Genomic DNA, 14,054 nt, shown 5'->3' on the forward strand with positions numbered 1-14,054 from the left:
AAATAAAAACTATGCGAATTGATATAATAACAGTATTGCCGGAGATGATTGAGGGCTTCTTTAACTGCTCAATATTGAAACGAGCTCAAAATAAAGAGCTGGCCGAGATTTATATTCATAATTTACGAGATTATACGGAAGATAAATATCGTAGAGTAGATGATTATCCTTTTGGCGGTTTTGCAGGTATGGTTATGAAAATAGAGCCCATAGAGCGATGTATTAACACGTTAAAAGCTCAGCGTCATTATGATGAAGTGATATTTACTACTCCTGATGGCGAACAATTCAATCAAAAAATGGCTAATAAGTTATCATTGAGTGGTAACTTAATTATTCTATGCGGGCATTTTAAAGGGATAGATTATCGTATCAGGGAGCATTTAATAACAAAAGAAATTAGTATCGGCGATTATGTATTAACCGGTGGTGAATTAGCCGCTGCAGTCATTGCAGATGCTATTATTCGAATAATACCCGGAGTCATTTCAGATGAGCAGTCTGCTTTATCTGATTCATTTCAAGATAATTTGTTAGCGGCTCCTGTTTATACAAGACCGGCCGATTACAACGGGTGGAAAGTTCCCGATGTTTTGCTTTCAGGGCATGAAGCTAAAATTAAAGAATGGGAACTGCAACAATCTTTGGAACGGACTAGAAGATTGCGCCCTGATTTATTGAATGAATAAAATGTATAGAAAATGAACTTTAAATAGAACTAAAGATGTTTGTTATAAAAATAAACATTTTGTTTTTGGTGAAAATCTTGTGTGTTAAATATATTGATTTAATATTTCGTCTTTAAACCGATAATAATGAAATTGTTATTTTTAAAAATGAAGTTGAAATACCCTCTATTGTTATTTATAAAATAAAAAAGCATCGTTTATTGCAAACGATGCTTTTTTATTTTATAAATATATCATTTTGATTTACTTTTATTTGCGAATGCTCTGTTTTGTTTTGATGTTATATCTCAAGAGCACCAATAATATCTTTTATTGACTGATATTTATGTTTGTTTAGATAGTTATTGATACCGTCTTCTACTTTGACGCAAACAGTAGGATCAATGAAATTGGCCGTTCCTATTTGAATAGCAGATGCACCTGCCAAGATGAATTCAATAGCATCTTTCCAGTCCATAATACCACCCATTCCAATGACCGGTATTTTTACTGCCTTAGCAACTTGCCATACCATCCTTAATGCGACCGGCTTTACTGCTGGTCCTGACAAGCCACCTGTAACAGTAGATAAGAGCGGTTTTCTGCGCTCAACATCAATGGCCATGCCTAATAACGTATTTATTAATGAAACACTATCGGCTCCATTTGCTTCTACAGCTCTTGCTATTTCTGCTATATCGGTAACGTTCGGTGAAAGCTTAACTATCAGTGTTTTATCGTATGCTTTGCGAACAGCGTTGACTACACTGGCTGCTCCCGTTGTGGTTACGCCAAAAGCCATTCCTCCTTCTTTCACATTGGGGCAAGATATATTTAGTTCTATTGCTGAAATCTTGTCAAGCGAGTTGATTATTTGAGCAGTTTCCACATAATCTTCTATAGCAGAGCCCGATACATTTACAATAATATTAGTATCAATGTGTTTAATGCGGGGATAAATGTGATCTGCAAAGTAGTGAACTCCTTTATTCTGCAATCCTACAGCGTTTAGCATGCCTGCAGGTGTTTCTGCCATTCGGGGATATGGGTTTCCTTCACGTTTGTGAAGAGTAGTGCCTTTTACAATGATACCACCTATTCGCGATACATCAATAAAGTCTTCGAACTCTTCACCATATCCGAAAGTCCCTGATGCCGTCATTACAGGATTCTTTAATCTTAAATCTCCAATATTTACATTTAAATCTGCCATAATAGTTTTTTAATATTAAAAACAGGACCTTCTTTACAAACACAAATATGCCCTTCTGTTGTATTTTCAACGCAGCATAAGCATACTCCAAAGCCACAAGCCATGGTGTTTTCTAATGAAACCTCACACTCTATATTATTTGTTTTTGCATATTTTGCAACAGCCATCATCATAGGTTTAGGCCCGCATGTATATATTTTATTAAATGGTTGCGTTGACAAAAGTGAATGTTGAGTTACATATCCTTTTTCTCCCATGCTTCCATCTTCTGTAGTGGTGAAGACATTGCCATATTGAGTAAATTCGTCAAGTTGTAGCAGGTCATTCTGGCTTCTGGCGCCTAACAAAAAGTTTGGAGTGAATCCTTTTTTGCTTAATTGTTCACCCAAAAATAGCATGGGGGCAGTACCTACACCTCCGCCAACCAATAATAGCCTTTCTGATGCGTTTTCAGGCATTGTGAAGCTGTTTCCAAGTGGTAGGATAACATTGATTGTTTGTCCACGTTTAACAGCTGCTAAGTGCCTTGTTCCGTCGCCAACTAATTGGATTAGAAACCATACCTCATTATTATCTTTATCGATAAAGTTAATGGATATAGGTCTACGCAGAAATGTTTTTGAAGATCCTTCCACTTCCAGTTCCGCAAACTGTCCCGGTAGCATGTCGGGCAATTCTGTGGGAGCGGTCATCTTGAGCAATACATAGTTGTCGTTTAGCTGAATATTTTCAGAGACAACCAAGTCTAAAATATATTTTTTCATGTGGATAAATAGAAGAGTATTAATTCTTGATTTACCTTGCAAAGATACGGCAAAAAGCTCAAAGATTAGAAATTACTACTTATTTTTCTCCTCTAAAGGTTTCATAGGTATTATCATCAAAGAAAATTCTTATTTCCGTTATTTTTCTAGGAGGTCTTTCTATATACTTAACTTCCTGTTTTACAGGCTCTTTAGTATTGTAATCAGCCTCTCTTAATGGCATATCCTTGCGATATTCTTTTTCTGCTGATATATTGGACGTATTTATTGCATTCTCGTCAAACAGAGAGGGTAGAAAATCCATTGAAATAGATTTCTGACTTTGTTCATTCAAATTGCCGTTCCCATATAATAACCATTCTAAATCAATTGAGCTATATTTTTGGTGAACTTTCATGATGACATCCAGGCTTGGTTTATTTCTACCATTAAGAATGTGTGAAAGAGTGGACTGCTGTATGCCTATGCTTTCGGCAAAGGCGCCTGAGGTCATGTTCTCTTTCTCCATGAGCATTTTAATTCTATCTTTTATATCCATCTGTTTTATGAATTTCAATAATGTACCAATCTTAATTGATTATACAAAAGTAATAGAAAGAAATTACATTTGCAAATTAATTATATAAAATTGAATTATTACAAAAATACAAGATTGATTTACTAATGGAATATTATGACCAAAACGCCTTGTTTTACTTTTGTATTTATATTATAGTCTTAGATTATATTTATAATATAATTAATTGATTATCAGTATAATATGTTATTATATTTTTCTTGTTTATGGCCTAGTTCACATTTGTTTCATAAAACAATTTATTGAATTAAAGTATTAGAATCATTCAATTATTATAAAGTACTGATAATCATATGTTTATTGATTAAATAAGGCTTTGTTAAAAGCATATTGTTACATTTTTAAATAGGCAAATTTTTATTTGTAATATTCGTTTTTACATATGTGTATGCGTTGTTTTATACACATATGTGCGTCTTTTTACAATTATACTTTTATATATGTAAATGCGCATATTACGTATGTAATAAGACAAAGTTAAATAAACAATTATAATCACTTATCTATAAGATGAAAGAGATAGTATATTACTCGTAAACGCCAAATCCTTTTCATATTTGGGGTAATTCCTTATGCTATATTTTTTAAGCAATTCTAGAAGGGTTGTTTTTAATGTAATTGTTTGATATTTAGGCATTTAATCCTATTTTTATAAAATGTAAAATAGGATATTCTAGAATTATTATGCTGATTAGAAGGCATAAAAACGTTGTTTACCATTATTCTTTATTGAAATAATGATAAAATTGAAGTTTGGAATAGATGGAAGAAAGGAAATGACGACGTTAATGGAGTATTTTAAAAACCAGCTCTTTTAAAATTTGGCTGTCGGATAAGGAGGCATTATCTACACCTTTCACTTTTGCATCAGCTTGCCTTATTTCAGAAATTATTTGCATTGTTTTTACACCGGAATATTTTTTCATTGCCAACATATAGTCTTTAGCTTGCCATGGAGTTCTTAACCCTAACATGCTGGCAATCCCTTGATCCGACTTATCGGGTGCATAGTAAGCCAGCATCAAATTAGAGAAAAAGCTAAATAGAAGTGGCAAAGTCATTTGAATAGGATTCGACTTGGGATTCTCTTCAAAATACTTGATGATACGATTTGCTTTTAATACGTCTTTATTAATCAGTGCATTTCGCAGTTCAAAGTTATTATAGTCTTTACTTATTCCAATGTTTTTCTCAACTTGTTCGGGTGTCACCCTAGTTTGTCCAGTAGGTAAAGTGATGATAAGTTTTTCCAGTTCACCTGTGAGTCGGCACAAATCATTGCCAATAAATTCAGTGAGCATCTCTCCTGCTTTTTGTTCTATGTCCACTCCTTTACGTTTCAGATAAGAAGCGATAAAAGCAGGAAGGTTGGCTTCTTTTATTTTTTTTGATTCAAACAATACGCCGCTCTTCTCAATTTCGGCGGCAAGTTTTTTTCTGCGATCAAGTACGCCATGTTTATGGCAAATAACCAAAATAGTAGAAGTTAGCGGTTTTTGTAAATAAAAAGCTAACTCCTCTATATTTTTAATATTTTGCGCCTCTTTTACAATGACTACTTGGTATTCTGACATCATTGGATATCTTTTGGCAGCATTTATTACCGTGGCGATATCCACATCGGAACCGTAAACAACAGTTAAGTTGAATTCCTTTTCAATATCAGTAAGAACATTATCGGTTATGTAGTCGGCAATAATATCAATATAATATGGCTCTTCACCCATTAAATAATAAACGGGATAGAATTGTTTTTTTTTCAGTTCACTTAAAATATCGTCGCAAGTCAATTCCTTTTTAGCCATATTAATTTCTGTTACCAGTCAAATTTGAGGTGTTTTACCGTTTTCTTTTCTTCAATAATCATTTTAAGAGATGCAATACCGATTTGCACGTGTTCTTCAACAAAATTTTGAGTTACGATGGTATCACTTCTGTCAGTCTTTACCCCTTCAGGAATCATGGGCTGGTCAGAAACAAGCAACAATGCGCCAGTGGGTATGTGATTAGCGAATCCCACACTGAAAAGAGTTGCAGTTTCCATATCAACAGCCATGGCACGAGTCTTTTTAAGATAATCTTTAAAAGTTTCGTCGTGTTCCCAAATACGTCGGTTGGTTGTATAAACTGTACCGGTCCAGTAATCGCGTGCATAGTCACGTATCGCTGATGACACAGCTCTTTGAAGCATAAATGCCGGTAGCGAAGGGACTTCGGGTGGAAAATAATCGTTTGATGTACCCTCACCCCTTATGGCAGCTATAGGTAGAATCAAATCGCCAATCTTATTTTTTTTATCAATACCTCCACATTTACCCAGGAATAAACATGCTTTTGGGTGAATGGCACCTAGTAAGTCCATGATTATTGCAGCATTAGGGCTACCCATGCCAAAGTTTATAATGGTTATTCCGTCAGCGGTAGCAGAAATCATGTTTGCATCGCGTCCGCAAATAGGTACGTTGAATTGCTCTGCAAATATTTCAACATACTTATTAAAGTTGGTCAGTAAGATATATTCTCCGAAATCTTCCAGTTTACGTTTAGTGTAGCGGGGAAGCCAATTCTCTACAATTTCTTGCTTTGTTTTCATAAATTATCCATTAAATTTGTATTTCCATTAAACAGGAACCAATATTTAACATACAAAAATAGTAAATGTTATCATTAAACCTACCTGCTTTTGAAACAAAAATCACTTTGCGCGATGAAAAAAAGGTGATTTTTGATGTAATTCGTAAACGATATGTTGCATTGACCCCCGAAGAGTGGGTCAGACAACACTTTGTGCACTTTCTTATTGATCACAAACAGTATCCATCTGCCTTATTGGCCAATGAAGTATTGCTGAACTTAAATGGAACAAAAAAAAGATGTGATACAGTATTATACACCCGAGACTTATCGGCTAAGATGATTATTGAATACAAAGCGCCGCATATAGAAATTACCCAATCGGTATTTGATCAAATCACCCGTTACAATATGGTGCTAAAGGTCGATTACCTGATTGTTAGTAATGGAATGCAACATTTCTGTTGCCGGATGGATTATGCCAGTGGGAAATACATCTTCTTGGAAGACATACCCGATTACCCACAGCTATAAAAAGACCCTTATTTAAACCGTTGCGAACAACAAATTTAAATAAGGGACTAATACCTTATAGATCGGAATTTATTTCTTTCCGGGTTTTTCTATTTTCACTTCAAGATCAATACCTGCCAATTCAGGGTCAATCATGATGCGTCCGCAATATTCGCAAACAATAATTTTCTTACGAGAACGAATATCGAGTTGTCTCTGAGGCGGAATCTTGTTAAAACAACCTCCACAAGCATCACGCTGTACATAAACAACGCCCAAACCGTTACGTGAGTTTTTGCGGATTCTTTTGAAAGATTGAAGCAAGCGAGGCTCAATAATAGTTTCCAAGTTTTTGGCCTTATCTCTTAATTTTTCTTCCTCTTGTTTGGTTTCAGAAATGATCTCATCCAATTCGCTCTTTTTCTGTTCCAAATCTTTTTTTCTTTCATCAAGAATCAGTGAACTATTAGCTAGTTCTTGGTTCTTATCTTTTTCTTCAGCAGTGAATTCCTTAATTCTTTTTTCGCAAAGTTCAATTTCAAGCGTTTGGAATTCAATTTCTTTGCTTAAGAAATCATACTCACGGTTGTTGCGTACATTATCTTGTTGAGATTTGTATTTCTCAACTGCAACCTTAGCTGTTTCAATTTCAATTTTTTTAGCAGCAATAGAAGCTCTCAGTTCATCAATTTCAGACTTGATCTTGTCTATACGCGTACTTAAACCGGCTACCTCGTCTTCCAAATCCTGAACTTCCAGAGGAAGCTCCCCTCTCAATGTTTTGATCTTATCAATTTCAGACAACATAGTCTGCAGTTGAAACAACGTTTTCAATTTCTCTTCAACTGTCAACTCTTTCGGTTCGTTTTTTGCTTCTTTAGCCATATTACTATAAATATTTTATGGGATTTGTATTTACATTACTAATAAATATCTGATTGTGAGGCATGACCCCTTTCAGTATAGACTGAAAAATATCTTTTGTGAATTGCTCACTTTCATAGTGACCAATTTCAGCGATCAGCAAATCTGTTTCATGACCAAAATAATCATGATATTTCATTTCACCGGTTATAAAAACATCCGCTTTATTTTTGATTGCATCTTTTAGTAAAAATGCTCCTGATCCACCACATAAAGCTACCGTTTGAATTTCTCTTCCTGCTAACTTGTTGTGCTTCAGGCAACCCACTTCAAATGTTTTTTTTATACGTTTCAAAAAGTCAAGCTCCGTTTCCGGACTAGGCAACTCTCCTATCACCCCGGCTCCGACTTGTTGCCAAGCATTGAGCAGCGGGTAAAAATCAAAAGCCGGTTCTTCATACGGGTGATTATTTACGAGTGCTTTTTTCACCTGTTCCATTTTAAAAGAAGGTAAAATAACTTCAATTCTCACCTCACCTTCCCGATGCATTTCACCTATCGAGCCACAGAAAGGATTCGCTCCCTCTTTCGCTCTGAAAGTGCCTTCGCCTTCCAGGTTAAAGCTGCACGAGTCATAATTTCCAATGTTACCACAACCCGCTTCAAATAAAGCATTTCGAAGATTGTCGGCTTTAGCAAATGGAACAAAAGTAACCAACTTAACTAACGAATTCTCTTTTTCAGATAGTATCCGAATGTTTTGTAGCCCTATTTTCTCAGCTATTTTATAATTCACTCCATTGGAGGCATTGTCTAAATTAGTATGAGCCGAATAGATGCAAATATCATTCTTTATTGCCTTCAAAACACAACGCTCCACATAATCCTTTCCCGTTAAAGATTTCAAGCCTTTAAACAACAAAGGATGATGAGAAATAATCAAGTTGCAATCAAAAGCAATAGCTTCGTCAATCACAGCTTCGGTTACGTCCAGACACAACAAAGCCCCTGTTGTTTCCGCATCTGTCAGTCCAATTTGCATGCCGGCATTATCCCATCCGTCTTGCAAAGGCAGAGGCGCGAACCTTTCAAGGGCGCTTACTACTTCCTTAATTTTCATTTTATGGAAAATTTGAAGCAAAGATAATACATATACTGTAATAAACCATCTTTTTGATCAATCATTTTTCTATTGTTAAGTAAAGTCGGCGCTCAATAAGCCGTTTTTAGTGCTTATGAATGAGTGATAACCATAAAAAAACTTATCTTTGCCCTGAAAAATAAATGAATAACAACGATGATATTGAATGAACGTGACACTCGCCATGAGCATGCATTGCAAATTGGCAGACAGATGATGACGGCTGCTCGAACGGCCCCCAAAGGAAAGGGTATTGATATTATTGAAACCGCCCTGATAGAAGGAGAACATATTAAAATCCTTTCGGATGTTATGATTGCTATGGTAGAAGAACATGGCATGAAGTTTTTTCTTCGTGACGCCGACAACATTCAGCAAGCCGAATGCGTTGTGCTTATTGGTACACACGAGAAAGCGCAAGGTTTGAATTGCAGTCATTGTGGTTATGCAACCTGCGAAAGTCGTGACAACGGCGTACCTTGTGCGTTGAACTCCATTGACGTGGGCATTGCGATTGGTTCGGCTTGTGCCACCGCGGCCGATATGCGCGTTGACACCCGAGTGATGTTTTCGGCCGGACTGGCAGCGCAACGGCTCGACTGGCTGAAGGGTTGTAAAATGGTGATGGCCATACCCGTCAGTGCATCGTCAAAGAATCCGTTTTTCGATCGTAAACCTAAAACAACATAATTATGGGCATATTAGTTGGCTATCCCAATATAGGCGGTACCGAAAAAGACTTGCAATTGAATTTCGGATTACCGATTAGTGAGCAAGTAGAAATGCGTACCCCTCACCTTCCCGCTGAGTGGTTTCCGCAGAGCGGAGTTCAGCTAACCTGGCCTCATGCAGGAACCGATTGGGCGTATATGCTGGAAGAAGTACAGCAATGTTTTGTGCAGATTGCCCGCGAAATAGCTTCGCGTGAAAAACTACTGATAGTGACACCTGAACCCGATGAAGTGTTGAAGCAGATTGAGAACCAAGTCAATATGGATCATGTAGTTTTCCTGCAAGCAGAAACGAACGATACCTGGGCTCGTGATCACGGAGCCATTACCATGCTCGATGGTAGTGCGGCTACCCTACTCGATTTTAAGTTTAATGGCTGGGGACTGAAGTTTGCATCCGATAAAGACAATCTGATTACTCTCAAAGCCGTTGAAAAAGGAGTGCTCAAGGGGCAATACCAAAACAGACTGGGCTTTGTATTAGAAGGAGGTTCCCTTGAAAGTGACGGTATGGGTACCCTGCTAACCACCTCCGAATGTTTGCTGTCGCCCAACCGAAACGGTCAGATGAACAATGTAGAAATAGAAGAATACCTTCGCTCCGTATTCCATTTGCAGCAAGTGCTGTGGTTGGATCACGGCTATCTGGCAGGTGATGATACCGACAGCCACATTGACACGTTGGCCCGTTTATGCTCACCTACCACAATTGCCTATGTTAAATGCACCGATTCCGAAGATGAACATTTCGAAGCGTTGCAAAAAATGGAAGATCAGCTCAAAACGTTCCGCACATTAAGCGGTGAACCTTACCGGTTACTGGCGTTGCCCATGGCCGATAAAATAGTTTTCGATGGCGAGCGCTTGCCCGCTACCTATGCTAACTTCCTGATTCTCAATGATGCGGTGCTATACCCCACTTACAATCAGCCACAAAATGATGAATCGGCAGCCCGTGTGCTGCAGCAGGCATTTCCTCAACACGAAATAGTTGGAATTGATTGCACTGCGCTCATCAAACAACACGGTTCGCTTCACTGCGTAACCATGCAATACCCCAAAGGAGTTTTATAATTTCGTAAAAAGAAGACAATGAGAAAAATAGTAACTGGAATCATACAACAGTCGAATACACCCGATTTACGCACCAATCTCAAAAATCTGGCAGCCAGCATAGCAGAATGTGCCTCAAAAGGTGCTCAATTAATAGTGTTGCAGGAACTGCATAATTCACTTTACTTCTGCCAGACCGAAAATACGGATCTATTTAACCTGGCCGAACCCATACCCGGTCCGTCGACAGGCTTCTATTCCGAGCTGGCAGCCGCACACAAAGTCGTTCTCGTTACCTCACTTTTTGAGAAACGCGCCCCCGGGCTGTATCACAATACGGCGGTTGTTTTTGACACGGATGGCAGCATAGCCGGTAAATATCGTAAAATGCACATCCCCGATGATCCTGCCTATTATGAAAAGTTTTATTTCACCCCCGGAGACATCGGTTTTGAACCCATTCAAACATCGCTGGGCAAGCTGGGCGTTTTGGTGTGCTGGGATCAGTGGTATCCGGAAGCTGCCCGCCTCATGGCATTGAAAGGAGCCGAAATATTGATTTACCCTACAGCCATCGGCTGGGAAAGTTCGGATACGGAAGATGAGAAGTCGCGTCAACTCAATGCGTGGATTATTTCTCAGCGAGCACACGCAGTAGCCAATGGCCTACCGGTTGTTTCGGTGAACCGTGTGGGGCATGAACCCGACCCGTCGGGCCAAACCAATGGCATTCAGTTTTGGGGAAACAGTTTCGTTGCCGGTCCTCAAGGTGAATTCCTGATTCAGGCATCGAATGACAAGAATGAAAACTTATTAGTGGAAATTGATTTGGAACGCTCTGAGAACGTGCGTCGTTGGTGGCCATTCCTGCGCGACAGGCGTATAGATGAGTATGGCGGACTCACTAAGCGTTTTTTGGATTAAATATTCTCTTCGGTAATTTCCGAAGAAAACCATATAAAAAGAACTCCCGGTAATCAAGGCCTTCTTGAATTACCGGGAGTTTTTATCATTAATATGCTCTGGCAAAGATAACCCTGCAAGCAGACGGCTTGCCCGTTACCATACATTTGCCCGGCGTTTTATCACCATCTAAAGGTATGCAACGAATGGTTGCTTTGGTTTCCTCTTTGATTTTCTCTTCCGTTTCGGTAGTACCATCCCAGTGAGCCAAAATAAAGCCACCTTCTTCAATCTTTTCTTTGAATTCATCGTAAGAATCGACAGTGATAGTATGTGAAGTGCGATAGTCAAGAGCCTTTTGGTAGATATTAGCCTGAATTTCTTCCAGCAAATTCTTAACGTAAGCCTCAATTCCGTCGCAAGATACCGTTTCTTTTTCGAGTGTATCTCTACGCATTACCTCCATGGTATTGTTTTCCAGGTCGCGTGCACCCATTACCAAACGAACAGGTACCCCTTTCAACTCATAGTCGGCAAATTTGAATCCCGGACGCTTGTTATCAGCATTGTCATATTTTACTGAAACACCCAATGCTTTCAAACTGCTTACAATACCGGCAACCTTCTCGTTAATCAGGTTCAGCTGTTCCTCGTTTTTGTAGATGGGAACAATAACCACCTGAATGGGTGCCAAGTGCGGAGGCAATACCAAACCGTTATCGTCAGAGTGAGTCATGATAAGCGCTCCCATCAAACGGGTAGAAACACCCCATGAAGTAGCCCATACATACTCCATTTTATTTTCTTTGTTCACAAACTGAACATCAAAAGCTTTGGCGAAATTCTGTCCCAAGAAGTGAGACGTACCACTTTGCAGAGCCTTTCCATCTTGCATCATAGCTTCAATGGTGTAAGTGTCTAAAGCACCGGCAAAACGTTCGTTGGCCGATTTTACACCTTTCACAACCGGTACAGCCATGTATTTCTCAGCAAAATCAGCATATACATTCAGCATTCTGATAGCTTCCTCTTCTGCCTCTTCGCGGGTGGCGTGTGCGGTGTGTCCTTCCTGCCACAAGAATTCGGCCGTACGAAGGAACAAACGGGTACGCATTTCCCAACGCATTACATTGGCCCACTGATTGCAAAGAATAGGCAGGTCACGATAAGAGTTGATCCAATTTCTATACGTATTCCAGATAATGGTTTCAGAAGTAGGACGAATAATGAGTTCCTCCTCCAATTTAGCTTCCGGATCAACCACTACCCCTTTTCCGTCGGGAGAGTTTTTGAGACGGTGATGAGTTACCACTGCACATTCTTTGGCAAAACCTTCAACGTGTTCTGCTTCGCGACTCAGGAAAGATTTCGGTATCAGTAGCGGGAAATAAGCATTCACGTGTCCGGTTTCCTTGAACATATCGTCAAGCTGACGTTGAATTTTCTCCCAAATAGCATATCCGTAAGGCTTAATAACCATACATCCACGCACGGCCGACTGCTCTGCTAAGTCGGCTTTCACTACCAAATCATTGTACCACTGCGAATAATTTTCGCTGCGTTTGGTCAAATCTTTCAGTTCTTTTGCCATTTTAATATTGTTATTTCTATTCTTTCATTTTTAATGGATGCAAAAGTACTAAAAAAAGCCATATTAGTCATACTAATACAGCCTTTTTATTTCGTTTGCAAGGTGATAAACAGCCCTATTAATCTGTTTTGCCAACCATTTTGTGCGGATCAACCCATGCATCGAATTCTTCTGATGTAACTTCGCCCGACTCCAAAGCAGCTTCTTTCAGCGTTTTTCCTTCGGCATAAGCCTTTTGCGCTATGGCGGCAGCCTTGTAATAACCAATTTTAGGGTTGAGAGCAGTAACCAGCATCAATGAATTCTCTAAATGCTTCTCCATGTTTTGCGGAATCGGTTCAATGCCAATGGCGCAATGCTCGTTGAAGCTGCGGCACCCTTCTCCTATCAGGCGGGCACTGTGTAAAAAGTTATATATAATAAGCGGTTTGAATACGTTGAGTTCAAAATGTCCGCTGGCCCCGCCAATACTTATGGCCACATCGTTGCCCATTACCTGTGCGGCAATCATGGTAAGCGCTTCACACTGCGTGGGGTTCACTTTTCCGGGCATGATGGAAGAGCCCGGTTCGTTTTCGGGAATGTGTATTTCACCAATTCCACAACGCGGTCCCGAGCTCAGCATGCGGATGTCATTGGCTATTTTCATCAGACTTACGGCTACTGTCTTCAGTGCTCCGTGCGTTTCGACCATTGCATCGTGACTGGCCAGCGATTCAAATTTGTTGGGTGCAGAAACAAACGGCAGTCGGGTGAGTCCGGCTATCTTTTCCGCTACTTTATCGGCATACCCCTCGGGCGTGTTGATGCCCGTTCCCACGGCTGTACCTCCCAAGGCCAGCTCCGCTAAATGCTTCTGAGCATTTCTGATGGCCCGAAGTCCGTAATTCAGCTGAGCCACATAGCCGCTAAACTCCTGTCCCAGTGTGATGGGAGTAGCATCCATGAAGTGCGTCCGGCCTATTTTGACTATCTTTTTGAACTCCTCACTCTTAACTTGCAAAGTATCTCTGAGAGCCTCTATTCCCGGAATGGTAATTTCCTCCAGCATTTTGTAGGCTGCAATGTGCATGGCGGTTGGAAACGTGTCATTAGAAGACTGCGATTTGTTCACGTCGTCGTTGGGCGACAAAACCTTGTGTGCATCCGTCAATTGACCGCCCCCAAGTACATGCGCCCTGTTGGCAATCACCTCATTGACATTCATGTTGCTCTGCGTGCCGCTACCCGTTTGCCACACAACAAGTGGAAACTCATGGAGTAATTTACCTTCCATAATTTCGTCGCACACCCGTGCTATCAACTCGGTTTTTTCTACAGAAAGTACGCCCAGTTCGCAATTGGTTAAGGCCGCTGTCTTTTTTAAATAGGCGAAAGCTTCAATGACTTCACGCGGCATACGATTGGTTTCTGTGGCAATCTTGAAGTTGTTCACGCTCCTTTGCGTTTGAGCTCCGTAATA

The 14,054-nt window shown here is 39.6% G+C and carries 14 protein-coding genes; 5 read left to right on the forward strand and 9 right to left on the reverse strand.

The genetic code is table 11. The features are described from left to right. The first annotated feature begins 11 nt into the window (after nt 1-11). Nucleotides 12-689, forward strand: a complete 678-nt coding sequence (gene trmD / locus C511_RS0113310; RefSeq protein WP_027318263.1) for a tRNA (guanosine(37)-N1)-methyltransferase TrmD — start codon at nt 12-14, stop codon at nt 687-689. 280 nt (nt 690-969) lie between these two features. Here the strand turns inward: trmD and C511_RS0113315 are convergent, their stop codons facing one another. From C511_RS0113315 to C511_RS0113335, 5 genes are all read right to left on the reverse strand, one after another. Then, nucleotides 970-1,881, reverse strand: a complete 912-nt coding sequence (locus C511_RS0113315) for a dihydroorotate dehydrogenase (RefSeq protein WP_027318264.1) — start codon at nt 1,879-1,881, stop codon at nt 970-972. Continuing rightward, a complete protein-coding gene (locus C511_RS0113320; protein WP_024995520.1) occupies nt 1,869-2,645 on the reverse strand; it encodes a dihydroorotate dehydrogenase electron transfer subunit in 777 nt (258 codons plus the stop codon). The genes C511_RS0113315 and C511_RS0113320 overlap by 13 nt, the downstream gene beginning before the upstream one ends. A gap of 79 nt (nt 2,646-2,724) precedes the next feature. Then, nucleotides 2,725-3,183 carry a helix-turn-helix domain-containing protein gene (locus tag C511_RS0113325; protein ID WP_024995521.1) on the reverse strand — a complete coding sequence of 153 codons (459 nt, stop codon included), beginning with the start codon at nt 3,181-3,183 and terminating at the stop codon, nt 2,725-2,727. An 824-nt stretch (nt 3,184-4,007) separates the two neighbouring features. Continuing rightward, nucleotides 4,008-5,027 carry a DNA polymerase III subunit delta gene (holA, locus tag C511_RS0113330; RefSeq protein ID WP_024995522.1) on the reverse strand — a complete coding sequence of 340 codons (1,020 nt, stop codon included), beginning with the start codon at nt 5,025-5,027 and terminating at the stop codon, nt 4,008-4,010. Nucleotides 5,028-5,038: 11 nt separating this feature from the next. Next, nucleotides 5,039-5,815 carry an AMP nucleosidase gene (locus C511_RS0113335; RefSeq protein ID WP_027318265.1) on the reverse strand — a complete coding sequence of 259 codons (777 nt, stop codon included), beginning with the start codon at nt 5,813-5,815 and terminating at the stop codon, nt 5,039-5,041. A 65-nt stretch (nt 5,816-5,880) separates the two neighbouring features. On the opposite strand from C511_RS0113335, the gene C511_RS0113340 reads away from it, so the two are divergent. Next, on the forward strand, nt 5,881-6,330 hold the full coding sequence (locus C511_RS0113340) for a type I restriction enzyme HsdR N-terminal domain-containing protein (RefSeq protein ID WP_024995523.1): 450 nt from the start codon (nt 5,881-5,883) through the stop codon (nt 6,328-6,330). 69 nt (nt 6,331-6,399) lie between these two features. On the opposite strand, the gene C511_RS0113345 is transcribed toward C511_RS0113340, so the two are convergent. Further along, nucleotides 6,400-7,194 carry a zinc ribbon domain-containing protein gene (locus tag C511_RS0113345; RefSeq protein WP_024995524.1) on the reverse strand — a complete coding sequence of 265 codons (795 nt, stop codon included), beginning with the start codon at nt 7,192-7,194 and terminating at the stop codon, nt 6,400-6,402. A 4-nt stretch (nt 7,195-7,198) separates the two neighbouring features. Further along, nucleotides 7,199-8,293 carry a Nif3-like dinuclear metal center hexameric protein gene (locus tag C511_RS0113350; protein ID WP_024995525.1) on the reverse strand — a complete coding sequence of 365 codons (1,095 nt, stop codon included), beginning with the start codon at nt 8,291-8,293 and terminating at the stop codon, nt 7,199-7,201. 177 nt (nt 8,294-8,470) lie between these two features. Between C511_RS0113350 and C511_RS0113355 the strand changes: the two genes are divergently transcribed. The 3 genes from C511_RS0113355 to C511_RS0113365 are packed head-to-tail and all read left to right on the forward strand — an operon-like array spanning nt 8,471 to nt 11,022. Further along, nucleotides 8,471-9,004 carry a ferredoxin domain-containing protein gene (locus tag C511_RS0113355; RefSeq protein WP_024995526.1) on the forward strand — a complete coding sequence of 178 codons (534 nt, stop codon included), beginning with the start codon at nt 8,471-8,473 and terminating at the stop codon, nt 9,002-9,004. Between the two features lie 2 nt (nt 9,005-9,006). Beyond that, on the forward strand, nt 9,007-10,119 hold the full coding sequence (locus C511_RS0113360) for an agmatine deiminase family protein (RefSeq protein WP_027318266.1): 1,113 nt from the start codon (nt 9,007-9,009) through the stop codon (nt 10,117-10,119). An 18-nt stretch (nt 10,120-10,137) separates the two neighbouring features. Beyond that, complete coding sequence (locus C511_RS0113365; protein ID WP_024995527.1) at nt 10,138-11,022, forward strand: carbon-nitrogen hydrolase; 885 nt, start codon at nt 10,138-10,140, stop codon at nt 11,020-11,022. Nucleotides 11,023-11,110: 88 nt separating this feature from the next. Here C511_RS0113365 and proS read toward each other — a convergent pair whose 3' ends face one another. Both proS and fumC read right to left on the reverse strand, forming a co-directional pair. After that, complete coding sequence (gene proS, locus C511_RS0113370; protein ID WP_024995528.1) at nt 11,111-12,592, reverse strand: proline--tRNA ligase; 1,482 nt, start codon at nt 12,590-12,592, stop codon at nt 11,111-11,113. A 118-nt stretch (nt 12,593-12,710) separates the two neighbouring features. Then, on the reverse strand, nt 12,711-14,054 hold a 1,344-nt coding region (gene fumC, locus C511_RS0113375), incomplete at its 5' end, for a class II fumarate hydratase (RefSeq protein WP_027318267.1).

The organism is Bacteroides graminisolvens DSM 19988 = JCM 15093 (assembly GCF_000428125.1).
GTDB classification, from domain to species: domain Bacteria; phylum Bacteroidota; class Bacteroidia; order Bacteroidales; family Bacteroidaceae; genus Bacteroides; species Bacteroides graminisolvens.

Excerpts from the sequence above, each read along its gene's own strand:
- trmD (WP_027318263.1), top strand. The coding sequence starts at position 12 with ATGCGAATTGATATAATAACAGTATTGCCGGAGATGATTGAGGGCTTC.
- C511_RS0113315 (WP_027318264.1), bottom strand. The coding sequence starts at position 1,881 with ATGGCAGATTTAAATGTAAATATTGGAGATTTAAGATTAAAGAATCCT.
- C511_RS0113320 (WP_024995520.1), bottom strand. The coding sequence starts at position 2,645 with ATGAAAAAATATATTTTAGACTTGGTTGTCTCTGAAAATATTCAGCTA.
- C511_RS0113325 (WP_024995521.1), bottom strand. The coding sequence starts at position 3,183 with ATGGATATAAAAGATAGAATTAAAATGCTCATGGAGAAAGAGAACATG.
- holA (WP_024995522.1), bottom strand. The coding sequence starts at position 5,027 with ATGGCTAAAAAGGAATTGACTTGCGACGATATTTTAAGTGAACTGAAA.
- C511_RS0113335 (WP_027318265.1), bottom strand. The coding sequence starts at position 5,815 with ATGAAAACAAAGCAAGAAATTGTAGAGAATTGGCTTCCCCGCTACACT.
- C511_RS0113340 (WP_024995523.1), top strand. The coding sequence starts at position 5,881 with ATGTTATCATTAAACCTACCTGCTTTTGAAACAAAAATCACTTTGCGC.
- C511_RS0113345 (WP_024995524.1), bottom strand. The coding sequence starts at position 7,194 with ATGGCTAAAGAAGCAAAAAACGAACCGAAAGAGTTGACAGTTGAAGAG.
- C511_RS0113350 (WP_024995525.1), bottom strand. The coding sequence starts at position 8,293 with ATGAAAATTAAGGAAGTAGTAAGCGCCCTTGAAAGGTTCGCGCCTCTG.
- C511_RS0113355 (WP_024995526.1), top strand. The coding sequence starts at position 8,471 with ATGATATTGAATGAACGTGACACTCGCCATGAGCATGCATTGCAAATT.
- C511_RS0113360 (WP_027318266.1), top strand. The coding sequence starts at position 9,007 with ATGGGCATATTAGTTGGCTATCCCAATATAGGCGGTACCGAAAAAGAC.
- C511_RS0113365 (WP_024995527.1), top strand. The coding sequence starts at position 10,138 with ATGAGAAAAATAGTAACTGGAATCATACAACAGTCGAATACACCCGAT.
- proS (WP_024995528.1), bottom strand. The coding sequence starts at position 12,592 with ATGGCAAAAGAACTGAAAGATTTGACCAAACGCAGCGAAAATTATTCG.